At 48.6% G+C, this 19,869-nt stretch carries 18 protein-coding genes and 1 tRNA gene; 16 read left to right on the top strand and 3 right to left on the bottom strand.

Annotation, left to right across the window (positions count from 1 at the left end):
• Nucleotides 1-49: 49 nt before the first annotated feature.
• The 14 genes from ACFQ1C_RS12205 to ACFQ1C_RS12140 all read left to right on the top strand — a co-directional run bounded on the left by ACFQ1C_RS12205 (nucleotide 50) and on the right by ACFQ1C_RS12140 (nucleotide 13,352).
• Nucleotides 50-126, top strand: a tRNA-Trp gene (locus ACFQ1C_RS12205).
• Between the two features lie 54 nt (nucleotides 127-180).
• Nucleotides 181-558, top strand: coding sequence for a hypothetical protein (locus ACFQ1C_RS12200; protein WP_379558893.1), 378 nt, complete (start codon nucleotides 181-183; stop codon nucleotides 556-558).
• Nucleotides 534-1,058 carry a ribosomal protein S18-alanine N-acetyltransferase gene (gene rimI, locus ACFQ1C_RS12195; protein WP_379558892.1) on the top strand — a complete coding sequence of 175 codons (525 nt, stop codon included), beginning with the start codon at nucleotides 534-536 and terminating at the stop codon, nucleotides 1,056-1,058. The genes ACFQ1C_RS12200 and rimI overlap by 25 nt, the downstream gene beginning before the upstream one ends.
• A 4-nt stretch (nucleotides 1,059-1,062) precedes the next feature.
• Entirely contained in the window at nucleotides 1,063-2,091 is a 1,029-nt protein-coding gene (locus ACFQ1C_RS12190; RefSeq protein ID WP_379558891.1) for a peptidoglycan DD-metalloendopeptidase family protein, read from the top strand.
• A 236-nt stretch (nucleotides 2,092-2,327) separates the two neighbouring features.
• Nucleotides 2,328-3,620: an NRAMP family divalent metal transporter gene (locus tag ACFQ1C_RS12185; protein WP_379558890.1), complete on the top strand. Its 1,293-nt coding sequence runs from the start codon at nucleotides 2,328-2,330 to the stop codon at nucleotides 3,618-3,620.
• A gap of 525 nt (nucleotides 3,621-4,145) precedes the next feature.
• Nucleotides 4,146-5,672 carry a Re/Si-specific NAD(P)(+) transhydrogenase subunit alpha gene (locus tag ACFQ1C_RS12180; RefSeq protein ID WP_379558889.1) on the top strand — a complete coding sequence of 509 codons (1,527 nt, stop codon included), beginning with the start codon at nucleotides 4,146-4,148 and terminating at the stop codon, nucleotides 5,670-5,672.
• Between the two features lie 5 nt (nucleotides 5,673-5,677).
• Nucleotides 5,678-7,057: a Re/Si-specific NAD(P)(+) transhydrogenase subunit beta gene (pntB, locus tag ACFQ1C_RS12175; RefSeq protein ID WP_379558888.1), complete on the top strand. Its 1,380-nt coding sequence runs from the start codon at nucleotides 5,678-5,680 to the stop codon at nucleotides 7,055-7,057.
• A 208-nt stretch (nucleotides 7,058-7,265) separates the two neighbouring features.
• Nucleotides 7,266-7,835 carry a LemA family protein gene (locus ACFQ1C_RS12170; protein WP_379558887.1) on the top strand — a complete coding sequence of 190 codons (570 nt, stop codon included), beginning with the start codon at nucleotides 7,266-7,268 and terminating at the stop codon, nucleotides 7,833-7,835.
• A gap of 57 nt (nucleotides 7,836-7,892) precedes the next feature.
• Entirely contained in the window at nucleotides 7,893-8,843 is a 951-nt protein-coding gene (htpX, locus tag ACFQ1C_RS12165) for a zinc metalloprotease HtpX (protein ID WP_379558886.1), read from the top strand.
• Between the two features lie 140 nt (nucleotides 8,844-8,983).
• Nucleotides 8,984-9,652: an AzlC family ABC transporter permease gene (locus tag ACFQ1C_RS12160; protein WP_379558885.1), complete on the top strand. Its 669-nt coding sequence runs from the start codon at nucleotides 8,984-8,986 to the stop codon at nucleotides 9,650-9,652.
• Entirely contained in the window at nucleotides 9,649-9,975 is a 327-nt protein-coding gene (locus ACFQ1C_RS12155; RefSeq protein ID WP_379558884.1) for a branched-chain amino acid transporter permease, read from the top strand. The genes ACFQ1C_RS12160 and ACFQ1C_RS12155 overlap by 4 nt, the downstream gene beginning before the upstream one ends.
• A gap of 270 nt (nucleotides 9,976-10,245) precedes the next feature.
• Entirely contained in the window at nucleotides 10,246-11,142 is an 897-nt protein-coding gene (locus ACFQ1C_RS12150; RefSeq protein WP_379558883.1) for a putative selenate ABC transporter substrate-binding protein, read from the top strand.
• Nucleotides 11,143-11,193: 51 nt separating this feature from the next.
• Nucleotides 11,194-11,865 (top strand): ATP-binding cassette domain-containing protein, encoded by a 672-nt coding sequence (locus ACFQ1C_RS12145; protein ID WP_379558899.1) that lies wholly within the window; start codon nucleotides 11,194-11,196, stop codon nucleotides 11,863-11,865.
• Nucleotides 11,865-13,352 carry a PhnE/PtxC family ABC transporter permease gene (locus ACFQ1C_RS12140; protein ID WP_379558882.1) on the top strand — a complete coding sequence of 496 codons (1,488 nt, stop codon included), beginning with the start codon at nucleotides 11,865-11,867 and terminating at the stop codon, nucleotides 13,350-13,352. The genes ACFQ1C_RS12145 and ACFQ1C_RS12140 overlap by 1 nt, the downstream gene beginning before the upstream one ends.
• Nucleotides 13,353-13,522: 170 nt before the next feature.
• On the opposite strand, the gene fabG is transcribed toward ACFQ1C_RS12140, so the two are convergent.
• The 3 genes from fabG to ACFQ1C_RS12125 form a co-directional block, all read right to left on the bottom strand.
• Nucleotides 13,523-14,275, bottom strand: a complete 753-nt coding sequence (gene fabG / locus ACFQ1C_RS12135) for a 3-oxoacyl-ACP reductase FabG (RefSeq protein ID WP_379558881.1) — start codon at nucleotides 14,273-14,275, stop codon at nucleotides 13,523-13,525.
• 299 nt (nucleotides 14,276-14,574) lie between these two features.
• Nucleotides 14,575-15,858 (bottom strand): urate hydroxylase PuuD, encoded by a 1,284-nt coding sequence (locus ACFQ1C_RS12130; protein ID WP_379558880.1) that lies wholly within the window; start codon nucleotides 15,856-15,858, stop codon nucleotides 14,575-14,577.
• A gap of 478 nt (nucleotides 15,859-16,336) precedes the next feature.
• Nucleotides 16,337-16,927, bottom strand: a complete 591-nt coding sequence (locus tag ACFQ1C_RS12125) for a tRNA-uridine aminocarboxypropyltransferase (RefSeq protein WP_379558879.1) — start codon at nucleotides 16,925-16,927, stop codon at nucleotides 16,337-16,339.
• A gap of 244 nt (nucleotides 16,928-17,171) precedes the next feature.
• On the opposite strand from ACFQ1C_RS12125, the gene prfC reads away from it, so the two are divergent.
• Both prfC and ACFQ1C_RS12115 read left to right on the top strand, forming a co-directional pair.
• Entirely contained in the window at nucleotides 17,172-18,761 is a 1,590-nt protein-coding gene (prfC, locus tag ACFQ1C_RS12120; protein ID WP_379558878.1) for a peptide chain release factor 3, read from the top strand.
• A gap of 337 nt (nucleotides 18,762-19,098) precedes the next feature.
• Nucleotides 19,099-19,869, top strand: a complete 771-nt coding sequence (locus tag ACFQ1C_RS12115; RefSeq protein WP_379558877.1) for a TatD family hydrolase — start codon at nucleotides 19,099-19,101, stop codon at nucleotides 19,867-19,869.

Genomic DNA, 19,869 nt, shown 5'->3' with positions numbered 1-19,869 from the left:
ATAGCACTTTACCTTTAAGCCAGTATCTCTATAATTCGCTTCGTATTGCAGGGGTGTAGTTCCAATTGGTAGAACGGCGGTCTCCAAAACCGACGGCTGGGGGTTCGAGTCCCTCCACCCCTGCCAACTTCTTGCAAAAGCCAGCTTAACAGCTGGCTTTTTGCGTTTTGGAGTAGCTAAATGACGCCGAACCAAGCACAGCTTTGGCAATTATTGGCATTACCTGCTTGGCATTGTGCTCACCCCGAGCGATTGCCCTTTGCCCCTGCACCCTCTGTGGCCAGCGCCGACGTACTTATTGTGATTGGCCAAGGCAAAATATTATCTTCAGTAATGACTCGAGACTTAATGCAGTCCTTAGGCCTTAGCGATACTCAGTTGCAGATCATGGATGAGGCCGCTTGGTTGGCTGCCGATCAACCTTCGGCTCCTATCTTGTTGGGTCTAAACCTCACCTGCAGTGCCGAACGTTTTAGCTGGCATACCAGCTTACCTTTATCTGCAACGGAAAAAAAAGCACTGTGGAGCTGCTTATGTCACCTTTATTTCGCCCACTAACTGCTGACGATTTAGATACCATGCAGTTGATCGAGCAAGCGGCCCATGCTCATCCTTGGAGCCGCAATCTGCTAGCGGAGAGCTTTGGTGAGCGCTATTTTACAGGTTCGTTATGGCAGCCCTTACAGAAAGCAGCGGAGTCTGTGTCGGGGGGGGGACGGTTATTGGGCTATTTTATTGCCGACCGTATTCTTGATGAAAGCACGCTGATGAATATTTGTGTTGCACCCGAGCTACAGGGGCAAGGGTTCGGTCGGCTGCTGATGAGTTACTACTTACAACATTGCGAACAGTTTGCTGTTAGCCAATGTTGGCTTGAAGTTAGAGCGTCTAACTCTGCGGCTCAGGCGCTATATTTAGCCAGCGGCTATCAAGAGAATGGGCGTAGGCGACATTATTATCAAAGCGCTGCTGGCGATGAAGACGCGGTGCTCATGGAATTAAAACTAAAAAATAGTCTTGTTGTTCCTATACTTAACGGCACACTCTTTCAAGGATGAAAGCATGAAAAGTTCATGGATAGCACCGTTGCGCATTTGGTTTAGTGTAGGCGGGCTCGGTAGCTTGTTACTGTGTTCTTTGCCTGCTCAGGCAGACGTATACCGTTATCTAGATGCCAATGGCATGGTGCACTATACTGATAATCAAAATTATGCCGTAAAAACGTTGCCTACCAACGGTAAAGAGCACAGCTTTAATCGTGACGGTGTACTCGTACGGGTCGTCGAGAAGCCTGACGGCCATTACTTTTTTGCCTTAAATCGGCTTCTAAGTGCCGTAGATCTTACCTTTCGCTTTTCTCAGCAGCACAATCTCGTAATTCCTCAGCAAATGCAGCAGATACTGACATTGCCGGCCAAGAAAGAGTCATTTATTGGTAAACTATCGGCACAAGGCCGTGGCGATTGGCGCTATCACTATGATTTTTCCTATGGCGGCGAGCCTAGTACACCAGTTCAAGCTGCGACATCTAGCAAGTTTAACGCCCGACAGATCAAGCTTCCTGCCGATTTTGCTAACAATAAAAGAGTTGGTTCTTATTTTTCTGCCCACCATGATTTGGCTTCACCGATAGTGGGACGTTACCGTATTGCTCAAGGATTTAATGGCGACTTTAGTCACAACAAGTTGTCCAACCGTTATGCGCTGGATATTGCCTTGCCCGTGGGTACAGCGTTATACGCCACTCGAGATGGAGTGGTAATGGCAGCGGTAGATAGCCATGTTGGGGGCGGTTTGGCACCACAATACCGCGGTAAGTCCAACCACCTGCGTTTGCGCCATGCCGATGGCAGTATGACGTTGTATGCTCACCTGCAAACTGGGTCGCTACGAGTGCGCAAAGGGGACCGAGTTAAAGTGGGGCAGCGGGTTGCAGCATCGGGCAATACGGGCTACAGCTCTGGGCCCCATCTGCACTTGGCGTTACAAATTGTTAAATCCGGGCGCAATGAGTCTATTCCCTTTACCTTGCAAGGCAGTCAACCGGTAGCCGGACTGTGGTTGTCAGGCACGGCTTGGGGTGATGAGTAGTGAAAAATGCTAAATAAACCATACCGTGCAATATAAGGCATCTGGCTGAACATTAGGATATGTTATTGGCTTCGCCCTTTGGTTTGGATTTAAAGCCTTAAATTAAATATTTTTTTAGGTTTTTATATTAAATGATGGCTCTGGTTAATATCGAAACCAGTTGATTTATCCGTTGTCTTGTGGCCTTTTACATCTTTTTTTATGTAAATAGCAACGTGAATAGGCAGGATATAAAGATGGCAGAGTCAATTGATATCGCAAAAAGTGATGTCCGCAGCATAAGTCACTATATGCAAATATTGGGCCCCGGTATTTTGGGGGCTGCCGCTGCCATTGGTGGTTCGCATTTAGTGGCCTCAACTCAGGCTGGCGCCATTTATGGTTGGCAGTTGGTGGGGCTTATCTTATTGGTGAATCTGCTTAAATATCCGTTTTTTCAAATTGGCGCTCGCTACACCATGGCGGCAGATGAAACCTTAATACAAGGTTACGATCGCATCGGCCGTGGTTACCTTTATTTGTTTACTGCCCTAAATCTAGTGGCTGCGGTAATCAGTACTGCTGGTGTAGCTATGTTGTGTGGCAGTATTTTAGGCTTGTTTGTTGGCGAAAGTCTAACAGTGACTCAGCTGAGTATGATCGTGCTGGCCGGTTCCTTAGTGTTCTTGATTACCGGCCATTACAAGACACTCGATAAGGTTGCCAAGTGGGTTATTATTGGTTTGGCGGTGGCTACCGTAACCGCGGTTTGTATCGCACTAAATAAAGGAGGGGTAGCGCCACCGGACTTTGTATCACCTAGCCCGTGGAATATGGCCTCGGTAGGTTTTCTTGTGGCGCTAATGGGCTGGATGCCGGCCCCCATTGAGCTTTCGACTTGGAATAGTGTGTGGCTACGGCAGAAAAAAGAGCTAAACAGCAGCCTAGATTATAAAGATGCACTGGTCGATTTTAATGTCGGCTACATTACTTCTACCTTGTTGGCGCTGGCTTTTGTGGCATTGGGCGCCTTAGTGTTACATGGCAGCGGCACTAGCCTTGCCACCTCGGGTATTGGCTTTGCCCATCAGTTAGTGAATGTTTATGCCAGTGTGATAGGCGAATGGAGCCGCTGGCTGATCGCACTGATTGCGTTTTTATGCATGTTTTCCACGACCGTCACGGTACTAGACGGCTACAGCCGAGCTTTAAGCGAATGTTTTGTGCAGTTGGGTCAGCCGCAAGGCAGTGGCCCTACTGGCACCGGCAGTCGCTATACCTATCCCTTGATGATTGCCATGGGCATTATTAGTGCCTTCATCATTATGTTTTTTAAAGGGGCGCTGCTGGCCATGCTAGAGCTGGCGATGATTTCTGCCTTTATCAGTGCTTTAGTGTTTGCTTGGTTAAACTATCGTTTGATGAAGTTACCCTTGGTGCCGGAGCGCTTTCGTTTGGGACGCGGCATGGTCGCGTTAAGCTGGGTGGGAATTTTGTTTTTTGCCGGCTTTAATCTACTGTTTGCCTATTGGTATTTGTTGGTGAAATAGCATAAGTAAATGCGATGTTGAAGCTAAAAGGTTACGGTGTTTCATCTTGTTTTTACATTACGGCCAGCTAATTAGCTGGCCGTAATGTATGGGGTCAGTGTTAGTCAGTCAAAGAGGGGGGCAGCCTTGTCTTTTGTGATCGCTGGCGCGAAAACGCTGTCATCTTATTCTGCAATCAATGTTAACGTAAGAGAGCAAGTGGCAGTAAGGCGTAAAAAGAGTTTTATTTTCCACTGAAGATAAACGTATAGTGTTTTAGCGGTTACGTTATTGTTATGCAACTTTATGAGCTTATTACGCTTTTTTTGCTTAAAGACAACCAAGGTTGTTGATGGCTTAAAACACATCGACGCGTCGCTATAAGGTGGATAAACGTAGCGTACAGTATAGCTAAATTAAGCACTGTATTTAGCCAAGAACACCCACATAAAGGCTGCTGGCATAGTGACGAGATAGTGAATAAATAGTTCACTTCACACCAGCAGCAATTTTGGTGGTTATATCAACATTAATTAGGGATGTATTATGTTAATCGCAATTCCAAAGGAAACGCTTAGCGGCGAGACTCGGGTGGCAGCAAGTCCCAAGTCGGTAGAGCAGCTACGCAAACTGGGGTTTGAGGTGTGCATCGAGCAGGGTGCAGGTAGTTTGGCCAGCTTTGACGATAGCGCTTATCAAGCAGCAGGCGCCACCTTGGTGGATGCCAATGAGGTGTGGCAAGCCGCTATTATTTATAAGGTTAATGCGCCAAGCAGCGATGAAATTGAACTGCTGCAAGCCGGTACTACGCTGGTGAGCTTTATTTGGCCGGCGCAAAACCCCGAGTTGGTCGAGCAACTAAAAAATAAAGGCGTTACCGTACTGGCCATGGACATGGTGCCACGTATTTCTCGTGCACAGTCGCTGGATGCGTTGTCTTCAATGGCGAACATTGCCGGTTATCGCGCAGTGGTTGAAGCGGCACATGAATTTGGTCGCTTTTTTACCGGTCAAATCACCGCTGCAGGCAAGGTCCCCCCGGCTAAAGTATTGGTGATTGGCGCCGGTGTCGCGGGCTTATCGGCCATTGGCACCGCAGGGTCATTGGGTGCTATCGTGCGCGCCTTCGATACTCGGCCCGAGGTAAAAGAACAGATTAACTCCATGGGCGGTGAGTTTTTAGAGTTGGATTACGAAGAAGACTCTGACTCAACAGACGGTTACGCCAAAGAGATGAGTCAGGCGTTTATTGATGCCGAAATGGCGCTGTTTATGCAGCAAGCCAAAGAAGTCGACATCATTATAACCACCGCGCTTATTCCTGGCAGACCGGCACCTAAGCTGATTACCGCCGACATGGTGGCCAATATGCAGCCTGGCTCGGTGATTGTCGATTTAGCAGCACAAAATGGCGGTAACTGTGAGCTAACCAAGCCCGGAGAGCTGTTTGTAGCCGACAATGGCGTTAAAATTATTGGGTTTACCGATCTTAATGGCCGTTTACCCACTCAGTCTTCCACCTTGTATGCCACCAACTTGGTGAACTTGGCCAAGCTGTTGAGTAAAGAAAAAGACGGCAATATTAACGTTGATTTCGACGACGTAGTGCTGCGCAACATGACCGTGGTCAAAGATGGCGAAGTGACCTTCCCGCCGCCGGCCATCAGCGTGTCTGCCGCACCCAAGGCGGCCGCTCAGGCACAGCCTAAGGTCGAGCCTCACGCCAAGCAACCGAGCAACCTCAAGTACTACTTAGGCGGCGTTGGCGTCTTGCTGTTCGCTTGGCTGGCAGCCGTGGCACCGGCGGAGTTTCTGTCTCACTTCACCGTATTTGTACTGGCCTGTGTTGTTGGCTATTACGTGGTGTGGAACGTCTCTCATTCCCTGCATACGCCTTTGATGTCGGTGACCAACGCCATCTCGGGGATTATCGTGGTGGGTGCTTTGTCTCAGGTAGGAGGCGGTGGCTTTGTCAGTTTTCTGGCCTTTGTGGCAATACTGATAGCGTCAATTAACGTGTTTGGCGGTTTTACCGTGACACACCGTATGCTGAAGATGTTTAGGAAGGGCTAATAGAAATGTCACAAGGACTTGTAACTGCGTCTTATCTTATTGCCGCCGTGCTCTTTATTTTGAGCCTAGGCGGTTTATCCAAGCAAGAATCGGCTAGGGCTGGTAACTGGTATGGTATTGCGGGCATGACCATCGCCCTGCTGGCCACCATTTTCAACCCCGAGGTCACCGGCCTTGGCTGGATCATAGTGGCTATGGCCATTGGTGCGGCCATCGGTATTCGCTTGGCACTTAAAGTGGAAATGACCGAGATGCCGGAACTGATCGCCATCTTGCACAGTTTCGTCGGGCTGGCGGCGGTGTTTGTCGGCGTTAACACCTATCTGGATCATGAGCCATTATTGGGTGCCATGCTTAATATTCACAATACCGAAGTCTTTTTGGGTGTGTTTATTGGTGCAGTCACCTTTACCGGATCCATTGTGGCCTTTGGCAAGTTGCGTGGTTTGATCTCCTCCAAGGCGTTGCAGCTGCCTCATCGCCATAAGCTGAATTTGCTGGCGCTAGTGGTATCAGCACTGTTGCTGATTTGGTTTGTGCAGGTAGAAGGCTCCACCTTCCCGTTATTGGTGATGACCCTAATTGCACTGGCCTTTGGTTGGCATTTAGTGGCCAGCATCGGTGGTGCGGACATGCCGGTAGTTATCTCGATGCTGAACTCTTACTCGGGTTGGGCAGCGGCGGCAGCGGGCTTTATGCTGTCAAACGACTTACTAATTGTCACCGGTGCTTTGGTAGGCTCAAGCGGTGCCATTCTGTCTTACATCATGTGTAAAGCAATGAACCGCTCGTTTATTTCGGTCATCGCCGGTGGCTTTGGTTCCGACGGCGCCGTGAGCAGCGGTGGTGAAGAGGAAGAGGGCGAGTACACGGAAATGAACGCCGAAGATGTGGCTGACATACTGAAAAACTCACAATCGGTGATTATCACCCCAGGCTACGGCATGGCGGTGGCTCAGGCTCAATATCCGGTGGCTGAGTTAGTGTCTAAGCTACAAGCGGCGGGCGTTAAAGTGCGCTTTGGTATTCACCCAGTAGCTGGGCGATTGCCTGGGCACATGAACGTGTTGTTGGCAGAAGCCCGAGTACCCTACGACATCGTATTGGAAATGGATGAAATCAACGACGATTTCAGCGATACCGATACCGTGTTGGTGATCGGCGCGAACGACACCGTTAACCCGTCTGCGGCAGAAGATCCAGCCAGCCCTATTGCCGGCATGCCGGTACTGGAAGTGTGGAAAGCACAGCAGGTAGTGGTGTTCAAACGCTCGATGAACACCGGGTATGCCGGGGTGCAAAACCCGCTGTTCTTCAAGGATAACAGCGTCATGCTGTTTGGCGATGCCAAAGACAGCGTGGATAACATCCTCAAGGCGCTGTAATTGGTTCGGTAATAAACAGAATATAAAAGGGAGCTTCGGCTCCCTTTTTCATCTCTAAAGATAACTTAGCGTAATGGTGCTTTACTCTATAATCACATGAGTTAAGTCTTAGTGTTAAACATGCTAATGAGTGGCGGCTTACGTTTGGCTATTTTAACGGCGGTGCGTATACTAAATATTCACTTTATCTTTAGTCGAGTAAAGGCTTATGGAATTTATATTAATCGCAGTCTTGGTTGTGATTGTTATATGGGGCATAGCCGCTTATAACAATTTCGTTAAATTGATCGAGGCGGTGAATAACTCTGAAAAAGAAATATCAGTGCAGTTAGATCGGCGGGGCAAGGTGTTTGACAGCTTGATCTCTGCAGTGAAGCGCTACATGGAACATGAAAGTGAGGTGTTTACCAAGGTGACGGCATTGCGATCGCAAACACTGGATCCGACCGTTTCATCACAAGAAGTAAAAAATGCACAAGATGAGTTGTCTAAAGTCGTGAGCAGTGGCTCTCTTAACATCGCAGTAGAAAGTTACCCCGAGTTGAAAGCCGATCGCAACATGATGCAGCTGCAAGAAGAGATTGTGTCCACCGAAAATAAACTGACCTTTGCTAAAAAAGCCTTTAATAATGCTATTGAGCGATACAATGTGGCTAAAGGGAGTTTTCCTGGGCTGATTATACCTAGTGTATTTAGTAGTTTAAATAAAACCTTTATTTATTGGTCTTTAGATGAAGAAACTATAAAGACCGAAGAAGCGCGTAGAGTTCAGTTTTAATAACAAGCCCCATGCGGGGCTTTTTTGTTTGAATTTTTTCTTAAAAAGTAAAAAACTATGGATTTTAGAGAGTCAATTACTGTTAACAATAGAAAAACTAAGTTGGTGGTCTGTAGCTACATTGTCATCATGATTGTAATTGGACTATTAGCCGACATTTCTATTCGGCCTTTATCTGAAGTGGGGCTGCTTCATGATATGCAGCTGTATATTACCTTTGCTGAAACTCCCTACATCACACTGGGCATTTTTTCGCTTACCTTAATCGGTATTTTCATTATCAGTAAGTTTGGGCATAAGTTAATGCTGTCAGGATCCACTTATCGAGAGCTAGTCCCCGATAGTACCTTGTCTTATGAAGATAGAAGAGTGGTCAATATGGTCGAGGAAATGGCGATTAGTGCCAACCTTGGCTACACCCCTAAGGTCTTCATCATGGAGACTGAGCAAATGAATGCCTTTGCGGCAGGTTGGAGCAAAAACAACGCCTTGGTTGCGGTGACTTCTGGCCTATTAAGCAAGCTTACTCGTAGTGAAGTGCAAGCGGTTATTGCTCATGAGGTGGGGCACATATTGCATGGTGACTCTAAGTTAACGCTTTATGTCGGCATTTTGGCGAATGTGATACTCACCATTACTAATGTGTTTACTCGAGTGTTTTTCTTTTCTCGTAGTCAAAATAAAAGTGCGAATAAGGCGAGGATGATTTTGCTGGTGCTGAATTTCGTACTGCCGATTGTCACTCAAGTACTCTACCTTTATCTTTCTCGCACCCGAGAGTATATGGCGGATGCGGCATCAGTGAGGTTGACGGGTGATAACCAAGCCATGATCTCTGCATTACAGAAGATTTCAGGTGATTACGACGTTCATGAAAATTATAAAAAAGACGAGCAGTCTTATACCGAGAAGTATCGAGCCGCAGCGTATATATTCAGCAAAGGGGACTCTATTTTTTCAACTCATCCTTCTATAGAGAACAGGCTAAAGAAATTACGGGGCGAGTGATGCTAAGACAACTGAGTGGCAGCTATCCACCACTTAATGAGCATAAAATAGATAGGCCTCGCTATCACTATGGTCATTACCTTGCCAAACACAGGTAAATCCCTTATTTTTTAGCACTTTATCGCTATTAAGGAAAGCAAATGACCAGCAGGCAGGGCGCCTTATCGCTTACTTTTCCCGTGATGATGGGCTATTTACCTCTTGGGGCCGTATTTGGCGTGCTGTGGGTGGATGCCGAACTCACTTGGTATTGGGCACCATTGATGAGCATTATTGTGTATGCGGGGGCGCTGCAATATCTGGCGGTTGGCATGCTGGCGGCGGGCATTGGCTGGATTGATTTGGCGGTGGCTTCGCTGTTAGTGAACTTTCGGCATTTATTTTATGGCCTTTCCTTGTACCACCTGCTGCCGAATGGCGTGTTGGGGCGACCGTACTTCATCTTCGGCATTACCGACGAAACCTATTCGCTGTTAAGTGCCTCGGGCCACGTAAAAGACAGTAAGACGGCGTTAAAAATAGTTGCATTTAATCAGTGTTATTGGGTGTTGGGCACCCTGATTGGCATGGTGCTGGCGCGAGGTCTGCCGTCGGGCTTGCAAGGATTAGACTTTGCGCTGACCGCTTTATTTACGGTGTTGGCGGTTGAACAAATACGCGCTAAAAAAGACTGGGGAGCCGTCGCTCTTGGGCTAGCAGCGGCAGCCGCTGCAGGCATCTGGGTAAGTGAGTACTTCTTATTGGCTGCCTCTATTCTGCTGGTATTGGTGTTGCTGACATGGCCACAGCCACAGGAGGCGAAAGCATGAGCGAACTAGATTATCTCATCAGTGCCCTGATCATGGCTGCAGTCACTTTTGGTTTACGGGCCTTTCCTTTTATGGCACGGGGCTTTATTGCTCACCACAAGCGCATCCAGATGCTGGGTCACCGTTTACCGGTAGCCATGATGGTACTGTTAACCTTGTACGCTATGAATGTACATAATTGGAGCCAACCAGCCGATGGTTATGCGCAAACTCTCGCGGTAGCCATAGTGGCAATATTACAGTTATGGCGCCGGCAAGCCTTACTCAGTATTCTAACCGGCACCCTCGTTTATATGGCTCTGATGAATGGCTGGTTGTTTTAAGCGCCGTAAGCCGTAAGGAGTGAAACGTTAGGTGTAAACCTGCTTGTTGTGTGCCGACTTGCTCGGTGTGCTCTTAGTTCTTTGTATCTAAGTGATTATTTCAATTATGTTTTATAAGTTATAAACTTTATTTTTTGTCTTTCTCTGTCTGTTGCGTAGCAAAAATCGTTTTATAATTTGGTTTTTTCTGACGGCTTAAAGCGTACCACTGTCAGCTTGCTGTCCATATAGGATATAATTGCCTCCCGTTAATTTTGGATGATTATTATCATGGACTGTTTAGCTTCTACTGCGTGGTCACGGCTGCGTACTGCTTGTGTGAGTGTGTTGTGTTTGGCGGGAGCCGCAGCGCTGCCTGCACAAGCAGAGGCGTTTGTGTTTACTGCTATTCCAGATCAAGATGAGCGCCACCTTACTGAGCGCTTCGGTAAAATAGCCGACTACCTGAGTGAGCGGCTTGAGGTAGACGTTAAATATATACCAGTAAAAAGCTACCCAGCCGCAGTGAGTGCGTTTCGTAATGATCAGGTGCAGCTGGCTTGGTTTGGCGGGCTAACTGGAGTGCAGGCGCGTGAATTAGTCCCCAATAGTGAGGCCATCGCGCAGGGCACAGAAGATACCGAGTTTGTGAGTTACATCATTGCCAACACCAGCACGGGGTTGGAGAGAAGTGAGCAGTTACCTGCAGAGCTAGCCGGCAAGCGCTTTACCTTTGGTGACAAGGGCTCGACCTCTGGCCGCCTGATGCCAGAATTCTTCTTGCGCGAGCATTATGACAAAGCCCCCACTGAGCTATTTTCGCGGGTCGGCTTTTCGGGTGATCATAACCGCACTATTAGCCTAGTGCAGTCCGGTGCGTTTGAAGTGGGCGCGCTTAACTACGCGGTATGGGATGCAGAGCTTGCTAAGGGCAACATAGATACCAGTAAGGTAAAAGTGATTTGGGCCTCACCGAGTTACCCTGATTATCAGTGGACCATTCGTGGCGACGTGGATGCACGTTTTGGCGCTGGCTTTAAAGATAAGGTGCAGCAAGCCTTATTAGACATGACAGATCCTGAGCTGCTGGCGGCGTTTCCGCGTTCAGGGTTCGTAAAAGCCACTAACCAAGATTATACCCCGATCCGCGACACTGCGGTGTCCATTGGCATAATGGATGATAAATAGTGGACGCCCAATAATTGATGGTTGTTATTTAATTATGGATGCCAAGTGCGAATGAACGCCGACAGCTGCCTGTTTCAGTTTCACCGACAAAACCTAGGCTATGGTGCTAGCCCGGTGCTGCCTGATCTTACCTTAAAAATATACCAGGGTGAGCGAGTGGCACTGCTCGGTGAGTCAGGCACTGGCAAGAGTACCTTGTTGCGTCACTTGCGCGAATTACGTCCCAAAGAGGTGGCTTGGTGCCCGCAAAATCCGAGTTTAGTACCGGTATTATCGACGTTTCATAACATTTATATGGGCCGGCTAGCGCACTATTCGGTTTGGTATAATCTGGCCAACCTGGTGCGGCCGCAGGCGAAGCCCAAGGCTGAAATTGGTGAACTAGCCGATAACCTTGGGCTCGGATCTCAGTTGTGGCAGTCGGCAGAGCGGTTATCTGGCGGCCAGCAAAGTCGGGTTAACTTAGGCCGTGCCCTGTATCAGAACAGACCTATTTTTATGGGAGATGAGCCGGTATCGGCATTGGATGAGCGCCAAGCCGATGCACTACTGCAGCTGTTGTGCGTGCGACACAAAACGGTGGTGCTAGCACTGCATAATATTGAGCAAGCACTTACGCACTGCACGCGAATTATTGGTTTGCGGGCGGGGCGAGTGGTGCTGGATGCGCCAACGCATACCCTAAATGCCGCTGATCTCAGCGGCTTATATCAAGTCGCCTAATGCCTGTTGTTCGCCCTAATCGTGCCATGTTGCACAGCAGTCTGTTGTTTGTGCTGCTGGCAGTGCTGTGTCTGCCGTGGGCGGACTTGTCCATTAGTACTTTCGACCCTTGGTTTGAACTAACGCGATTGGGGGCAGGGTTATTGCAGCCCACTTGGCCTGCATTTGGCACCTTGTTGTCGGCGCTGGCCAATACCTTGGCGTTTGCCTTGCAGGGCGTGGCGCTGGGTGTGGTATTAGGGCTGCTGCTGGCCGCTGGTTATCGACGTGGTAGTGTGCGCCGTTTGGCAGCGGGCTTGCGTGCGGTGCACGAGCTATTTTGGGCGCTGTTGTTTATTCAGTTATTAGGCATCTCTCCGCTGACGGGCGTGTTAGCCATTGCCTTGCCGTATGCGGGCACCTTTGCCAAGGTGTTTGGCGAGCTGTTTGAAGAGGCTGACCCCGCCCCTGAGCAGGCGCTGGGTGTCGATTTAGGAGAAGAGCTCGGCTGGTGTTCGCGGCTCTGTTATGTGCAGTTGCCGCTGTGCTGGCGACAAATGGTCAGCTACATCGGCTATCGCTTAGAGTGCGGAATTCGCAGCTCAGCAGTGCTCGGTTTTATTGGCCTGCCTACCTTGGGTTATCACCTAGAGTCTTTGCTACGCCAAGGTTACTACGCCGAGGCCGCTAGTTTCTTTTATGCGCTGGTATTACTGATAGCCACTCTAAAGTGGTGGCTGCGACCGAAATTGTTGCCGGTGTATTTGAGTGCTGCATTATGGTGGCTGCCACCACAGGCGGTGTTTAACTGGTCGTTAATTGTGCGCTTTTTTACCCAAGATATCATACCCGCCCCGCTGCACCAGGGAGAGTGGAATGAGTTGTTACCTTGGTTACACGACTTATGGAGCCAGCAAATTGCCCCCGGCTTATTGAATACGTTAGTGTTGGCGTTATTGGCCTTGGTGGTAATGGCGGTGCTGGCGCTAGTGTGGTTTCCGGCTATTTCCCAGCGTTTTGGTAACCGCGCTACGCGGTTGAGCAGCCATTTTGGATTAGTGCTGATGCGCGCCTTACCAGAATACCTACTGGCCTTTATTGGTACCCTGTTGCTGGGGCCGAGTATGTTGCCGGCCATAGCGGCACTGGGCTTGCACAATGGCGCCATTATTGCCCACCTGCTTGGTCACCACCTCAATACCTTAACGCTGCGAGAGGATGCGCCAAAAGGAGTTAATCTCTATCTATTTGAGGTATTGCCGCGACTGTATCGTCCCTTTATGGCCTACAGCTTATATCGTTTTGAAAACGTAGTACGAGAAACGGCCATCCTCGGCATGTTGGGTATTCCTACGCTGGGCTTCTTTATTGATTCTGCGTTTAGTGAGTTTCGCCTAGACAGGGCCATGGTACTGCTGTTGGTGTGTGCGGCGTTAAATATTGCCATTGATGCGCTGGCGCGGCGCCTGCGGCGGAATTTGCACTTAACGGCAGCGCCACGCGGCTAGCACGAAGTTAGGGCAATACACGCTATTGATGGAACTGTGTATGTTGCTGTATTAGCGAGCATTTCCCTGGCGAGTCTTTATAACAGACTAGTTTCTTGCCGATGCTAAATTAAAGAAAGCGCGGTAGCCTTTGACTACTGCGCTTTTTTTGTTTAGCGAGAAAAGTGCCGTTATAGCACTAAGCCGCCGTCTATTTTTAGTACTTGGCCGGTGATATAGCGCGCGCGGTCACTGGCTAAAAACAATACCCCTTCGGCAATATCTTGTGGCTCACCCAAGGCTCCTAATGGAATACGAGCCGCCATTTTTTCCAGTACTTTTTCGGGTACGGCCTGAGTCATTTCGGTATTAATAAAACCGGGGGCAATACAGTTGGCGCGAATTTGCGCGCCGCCATGTACTAATTCTTTAGCCCAGCCTTTGGTCATGGCAATGATGCCGCCCTTGCTGGCCGCATAATTGGTTTGGCCAATGTTACCATCAGTACCGACGACAGAAGAAATGCTCACTATGCTGCCTTTGCCGTGTACTTTAATCAGCGGCAACATGGCTTGAGTCATCAAGAAGACGCCTTTCAGGTTTACGTCCAGCACCTGATCCCACTCGGTCTCACTCATCTTGCCGAGCAGCGCATCACGGGTGATGCCGGCGTTATTCACCAGCACATCGACACGGCCTTGTTCATCGAGGATGCGTTGGCTCAAAATGGCAAGGGCAGAGGCGTTACAGACATCCAGAGTAATGGCGGTGATGTTGGGGTAATCACCAATCCAGCTTTCCGCCGGTGCCATATTGATATCGCAGGCATAAACGCGCTTTGCGCCTGCCTTGGCGAGAGTCTCACTGATAGTGCGGCCTAACCCTCTGGCGGCTCCGGTAACAACGCAGATTTTTTCGTACATATCCAGATGAGATGTATTCATCAGCAAAGTCCTCGAGTGAATAAAATAACTCGGATAACCAACAGGTGGAACCGAGGCTTCGATTGTAGCTTAAATTTTGCGCTGCATTGTTATGTTGATCTTCAGTATTCTTAAATATTCTTAATATTAACTTGGATATATTAATTTTGTAGTTTGATTTTAAATGTAATTTTTTGCTATGCATTATTGGCGGGTGTTAGGCGGAAAAAGGATAGATAGCAGTAAAATTGGAGCTTTTTAGGGGGGATAAACAAAAAGGCCCGCACGGGGCGGGCCTTTTTTAATAAGAGTCGATTAACTTACTGGCCATTCCAGGCAGCAATCAGTTCGCGCTCTTCATCAGTCATCTGAGTCAGGTTACCCAAAGGCATATACTTGTTGGCAACCACTTGCTTGATATGAGCAGCTTGCAGCAAGATTTCCTGTTGGGAGTCCAGCACTATGCCCAACGGCGCCGCAGCAAACATGGCACTGGTTGGGGCGGCTGCATGACACTCTACACAGCGGTTATTCATAACAGTTTCTACTTGCGCCAGCGTCACGTCACCAGCAGCGTCAGCGACAACGGTGCCTGTTGCTTCCACGACGGTGCCGTCGGTCGCAACCACACTGCTTTGAGTTTGAGCTGGAGCAGGTGCCTGTACGGCTTTCTTGGCCGTCGGCGCGCCAATCCACACAGCAACCAGAATCAGTGCCACGCCCGCAATTGGGTAGCCTGGGCGAATTTTGCCGCCATGCATCAATACAAAGTATTGACGGATCAGAGCACCGGCAAAGATGAACAACACCATGATCACCCAAGACAGCGAGTGAGTGAAGGTGAAGGCGTAGTGGTTACTCAGCATCAACAACACCACTGGCAGAGTGAAGTAGGTGTTGTGTACTGAGCGTTGCTTACCACGCAAACCATCAATTGGGTTTGGTTTGTTACCGGCCTTCATGGCATTAACCATGCGACGCTGGCCTGGGATGATCCAGAAGAACACGTTGGCAGACATGGCGGTAGCCATCACTGCACCGGTCAGCAAGAAGGCGGCACGGCCAGAGAAGATGTGCGTGCTTAAGTAAGCAACTACAACCATCATCACGGCAACGGCAACACTCAAGATTCCATCGCGGGTCATGTTGGGGCTGATACGCTTACACAGCTCGTTATAGATAACCCAACCTAACAGCAGAAAGGCCAAAGCAGCAATGTTGGCTTGCGTACCCGTCATATTGGCAGCCCATTCCCACGGGCTGTTACGGTTGACCAAGTAAAAGCTAGGCTTGGTCAGGTATAACAGGGTGAACAGACCAAAACCTGATAACCAGGTAGTGTAGGCCTTCCAGAATGACCAATGCAGATCGTCTGGCAGATCTTCTGGGCTGCTTGCATATTTTTGGTTGTGGTAGAAACCACCACCGTGCACCGCCCACATTTCACCAAACACGCCTTTTTTCTTGCAAGCTTCGCCTTTAGGCGGCTTAAGGCCGTTATCTAGCATAACGAAATAAATAGACTCACCTAGCCATGCGATGGCCGCGATGACGTGTAGCCATCTTATTAACAAGTTACCAAAATCCAGCAGATACGCTTCCATGGTCTTACCTTCTCTGTTTCATATTTATTAGTTGGGACCCTAGCGCATCGAAACAGGTGCCCAGCTTGCTATGAGCTGGGGGCTGAGACCACATGCGCTGCCTTCTTGCGTTCAAATTGTATACTATTTTAAATTCAGAATGTTGACAATTTGTGTGTGGATTTTTTTCAATTTCGTGATGAATGTCAATGAATTTAACAGTTAAATAGTTTTTAAGCTGCAAAAAAATTTTACTTTTTGATTTGGCCATGCTTTAAATTGTTATTTATCAGTTGCTTATATTTTTATAGGTGGAGGACCTTTTTATTTACGCAATACTGATTAAAAAACATTCATCTAGTGCCAGATAGCGTAATTGTAGCGGGTTTTGTGAACAAGTGAGCAGTAATTTTTTAAATGTATCGAAAGTGCTAAATATTTGCATATATTATGCTCACCTCCGCCAGCATCGTCGGTAGTTTAGCGCAAAGCTCGGGCCTTAATTTTTTTGATTGTTTCGTGCAGTGTGTGCAATGTGTGTTTCAAATTGTCTCACTCGAGCTAATAGCAACGCCTGTAAAGGCGCGGTGGCAAAGTTGGGTTGCAAACGATGCAACACATGACTAACGCTTTCGAGCGTTGACAGCGCTTGCCCACCTGGACCCTTGCGAATGTCATAGGCACTGTTAGGCGCTTGACTAAAACTTAGGCTGGGTAATTGTCGTAACCACGGATTAAGGTGCAGTAAGCGCCGAGTTTTACGCCAGGTACCATCTAGTACGATAAGACCGCCAATGCGATGACAGGTTTGCTTACCTTGCTCGCTATCCAGATCAAGCGCCTGTGGCCCCGGATACAGCAGCCACCAACCTCCTTCAGGTGGAAGCGGCGGAGGTGCCAGTTGCTCAGTGATTTCGACTTGTATATCGGGCAAGGCTAAACGCAACAGGGGTACCGTGCTTTTTGCGTGCTTCGCTTCTAAAGGGTGCTGTAAAATAATCACCGGCAGAGGACAAGCCTGCGTGACTACGTGTCCGCACAAACAGACACTTTGTGGTAGCTGACAACATGAACAGTAAGCGCGCGACATCAATACCCCATCTAATATCTAATTATGAAAAATAGTGAGTAATCTGAAAAGCGCGCATCATAGCTATAAGCACACTAGTGGTGAAGCACTTACCCATAATTGATTTTTCAGCATGCAAATTTAACTGTTGATTGAGGATCGGCCGCAGATCAGCGACAATAGCCGCCGTTTTATCTGTTACTCCCCGAGTGAGGCTTAGTTTGTTGGCCCTTCGCTCCTTCATCAAAGTAGAAGAAATCCGACTATGTCATCATCGCAGTTTCTACAGGAAGTCGCCAAGCGCCGTACTTTCGCCATTATTTCGCACCCGGATGCGGGTAAAACCACTATCACCGAAAAAGTACTACTGCACGGCCATGCCATTCAAAGTGCTGGTACCGTAAAAGGCCGTGGCTCTAACCAACACGCCAAGTCCGATTGGATGGAGATGGAAAAAGAGCGAGGTATTTCGGTGACCACCTCTGTGATGCAGTTTCCCTATAACGACTGTCTGATCAACCTGCTTGATACCCCTGGGCACGAAGATTTCTCGGAAGATACTTATCGTACGTTAACGGCAGTCGACTCCTGCCTGATGGTGATTGATGGCGGTAAAGGGGTAGAGGACAGAACACGCAAATTAATGGAAGTGACGCGCTTGCGTACCACGCCCATTGTTACCTTTATCAATAAGCTGGACCGCGATATTCGCGACCCCATGGAGCTGCTTGATGAGGTAGAGAACGAACTTAAGATTATGTGTGCACCTATCACGTGGCCCATCGGCAGTGGTAAGTGGTTTAAAGGTGTTTATCACCTAGAAAATGATGAAATTACCCTCTATCAGCCCGGCATGGGCCATGCGATTCAAGACATTAGAATCATCAAAGGCTTGGATAACCCGGAGCTGGAGAGCATTTTAGATGCCAAAGAGTTGGCCGATTTGCGTGAAGAACTTGAGCTGGTGGTGGGTGCTGCTACCGAGTTTGATCACGCGCTATTTTTAGCCGGTGAGCTAACGCCTGTCTATTTTGGTACTGCGCTCGGTAACTTTGGTGTAGACCATGTGTTGGATGGCTTTAGCAAGTGGGCACCGGAGCCGATGCCACGCGCAACTGAAGCGCGTGACATTGAGGCCAGCGAAGAAAAATTCACTGGTTTTGTGTTTAAAATACAGGCCAACATGGATCCGCGTCACCGTGACCGTATCGCCTTTATGCGCATCGTATCGGGTACCTATAATCAAGGTATGAAGATGAAGCATGTGCGCATTGGTAAAACCATCAATATTTCCGATGCGGTCACCTTTATGGCGGGCGATAGAGAACGAGCAGAAGAAGCCTTTGCTGGCGATATTATTGGTTTGCATAACCACGGCACCATTCAAATTGGCGATACCTTTACTCAAGGCGAAGACTTGAAGTTTTCAGGCATTCCTAATTTTGCGCCAGAATTGTTCCGTCGCATTCGCCTGCGCGACCCGCTAAAGCAAAAACAGCTGTTGAAAGGCCTAGTGCAGTTATCGGAAGAGGGCGCGGTGCAGTTATTCCGCCCGCTGGATAACAACGACCTTATCGTGGGTGCGGTTGGGGTATTGCAGTTTGATGTCGTGGTGGCTCGTTTGAAATCTGAATATAACGTAGACGCTATTTATGAGTCGATTAACGTGTCTACTGCGCGTTGGGTCTATTGTGATAATGCGAAGAAGTTAGATGAGTTTGAACGTAAAGTGTCACAAAACTTGGCATTGGACGGCGGCGATAACCTGACCTACATTGCTCCCACCATGGTTAACCTGAACTTAACACAAGAGCGTTACCCTGATATTGAGTTCAGCAAAACCCGCGAACACTAAGTTTAGCGCTTTAGTGATTGAACATGAAAACGCCGGCTGCAGCCGGCGTTTGTGTTTATGGTAGTTATGTGAAGAGTAAAGAAGACTAACTAACCCGTAACACTAAACTAAAGGCCTAAAGGCCTAAAGGCCTAAAACCCTAGAACATTTTTGCCACGGCATACACGGAAAAATAGAGATCAGATCTGAAAGTGATTTAATTGGTATTACTAATAAGATCCTTTTCGCGCTTATCTTAGCTTAATTTTTCTGTGTTCTTCCGTGTATTCCGTGGCGAAAAAGTCTTTAATCTTTAAGCTCTATACTTTTTAGATGCGGGTGAGTGTAAGGAGGTTGCATGAGGATTACCGACAGTCATTGCCATTTTGACTTTTCAGCCTTCGAGGCAGACCGAGCGCAGCATTGGCAGCGTGCGCAGGCAGTGGGTGTGCATCGGTTGGTTATCCCTGGTATTGAAGCTGCACAATGGCCGACTCTGCCCAGCCTGTGTGAGGCGCATACTGGGCTTTATTATGGCTTAGGACTGCACCCTTGGTGGCTGGCTAAGGCGGCGGCGGATTGGCCGAGCCAATTAGCTGCCGCACTAGTGTTGGCCAACGCTGATAAACGCTGCGTAGCGGTAGGAGAAATCGGCCTAGATAAGAATTTATCATTGGCGCTAGATCAGCAAGAAGCGGCCTTCATCGTGCAACTTAAGTTGGCTATTGAGTATCAGCTACCGGTGATCCTGCACAGTCATGGCACTCACGACCGAATTCTAAAGTGGCTACGTCGCTATGCCGTTGTCGGCGGCGTGCTACATGGTTTCTCAGGATCTCTGCAACAGGCTGAGGCCTTTTGGGCGTTAGGCATTCATATTGGTGTTGGGGGGACCATTACTTATCCCCGAGCCAATAAAACCCGCCAAGCCATAGCTGCCTTGCCAGTAGAGGCGCTAGTGCTAGAAACCGACTCTCCTGATATGCCGTTATGTGGCTTTCAAGGCCAGCCTAATCATCCCGCACAGCTACCACTAGTACTGACCGCCTTAGCCGGACTGCGCCAGGTAGATGAAACAAGCTTGGCCATACAGCTAGATCGTAACATAGAGCGCCTGTTTGGCTGGTAG

The organism is Oceanisphaera ostreae, assembly GCF_042676125.1.
GTDB classification, from domain to species: Bacteria; Pseudomonadota; Gammaproteobacteria; order Enterobacterales; family Aeromonadaceae; genus Oceanimonas; species Oceanimonas ostreae.
This window is presented reverse-complemented; position numbering and strand designations above follow the sequence as displayed.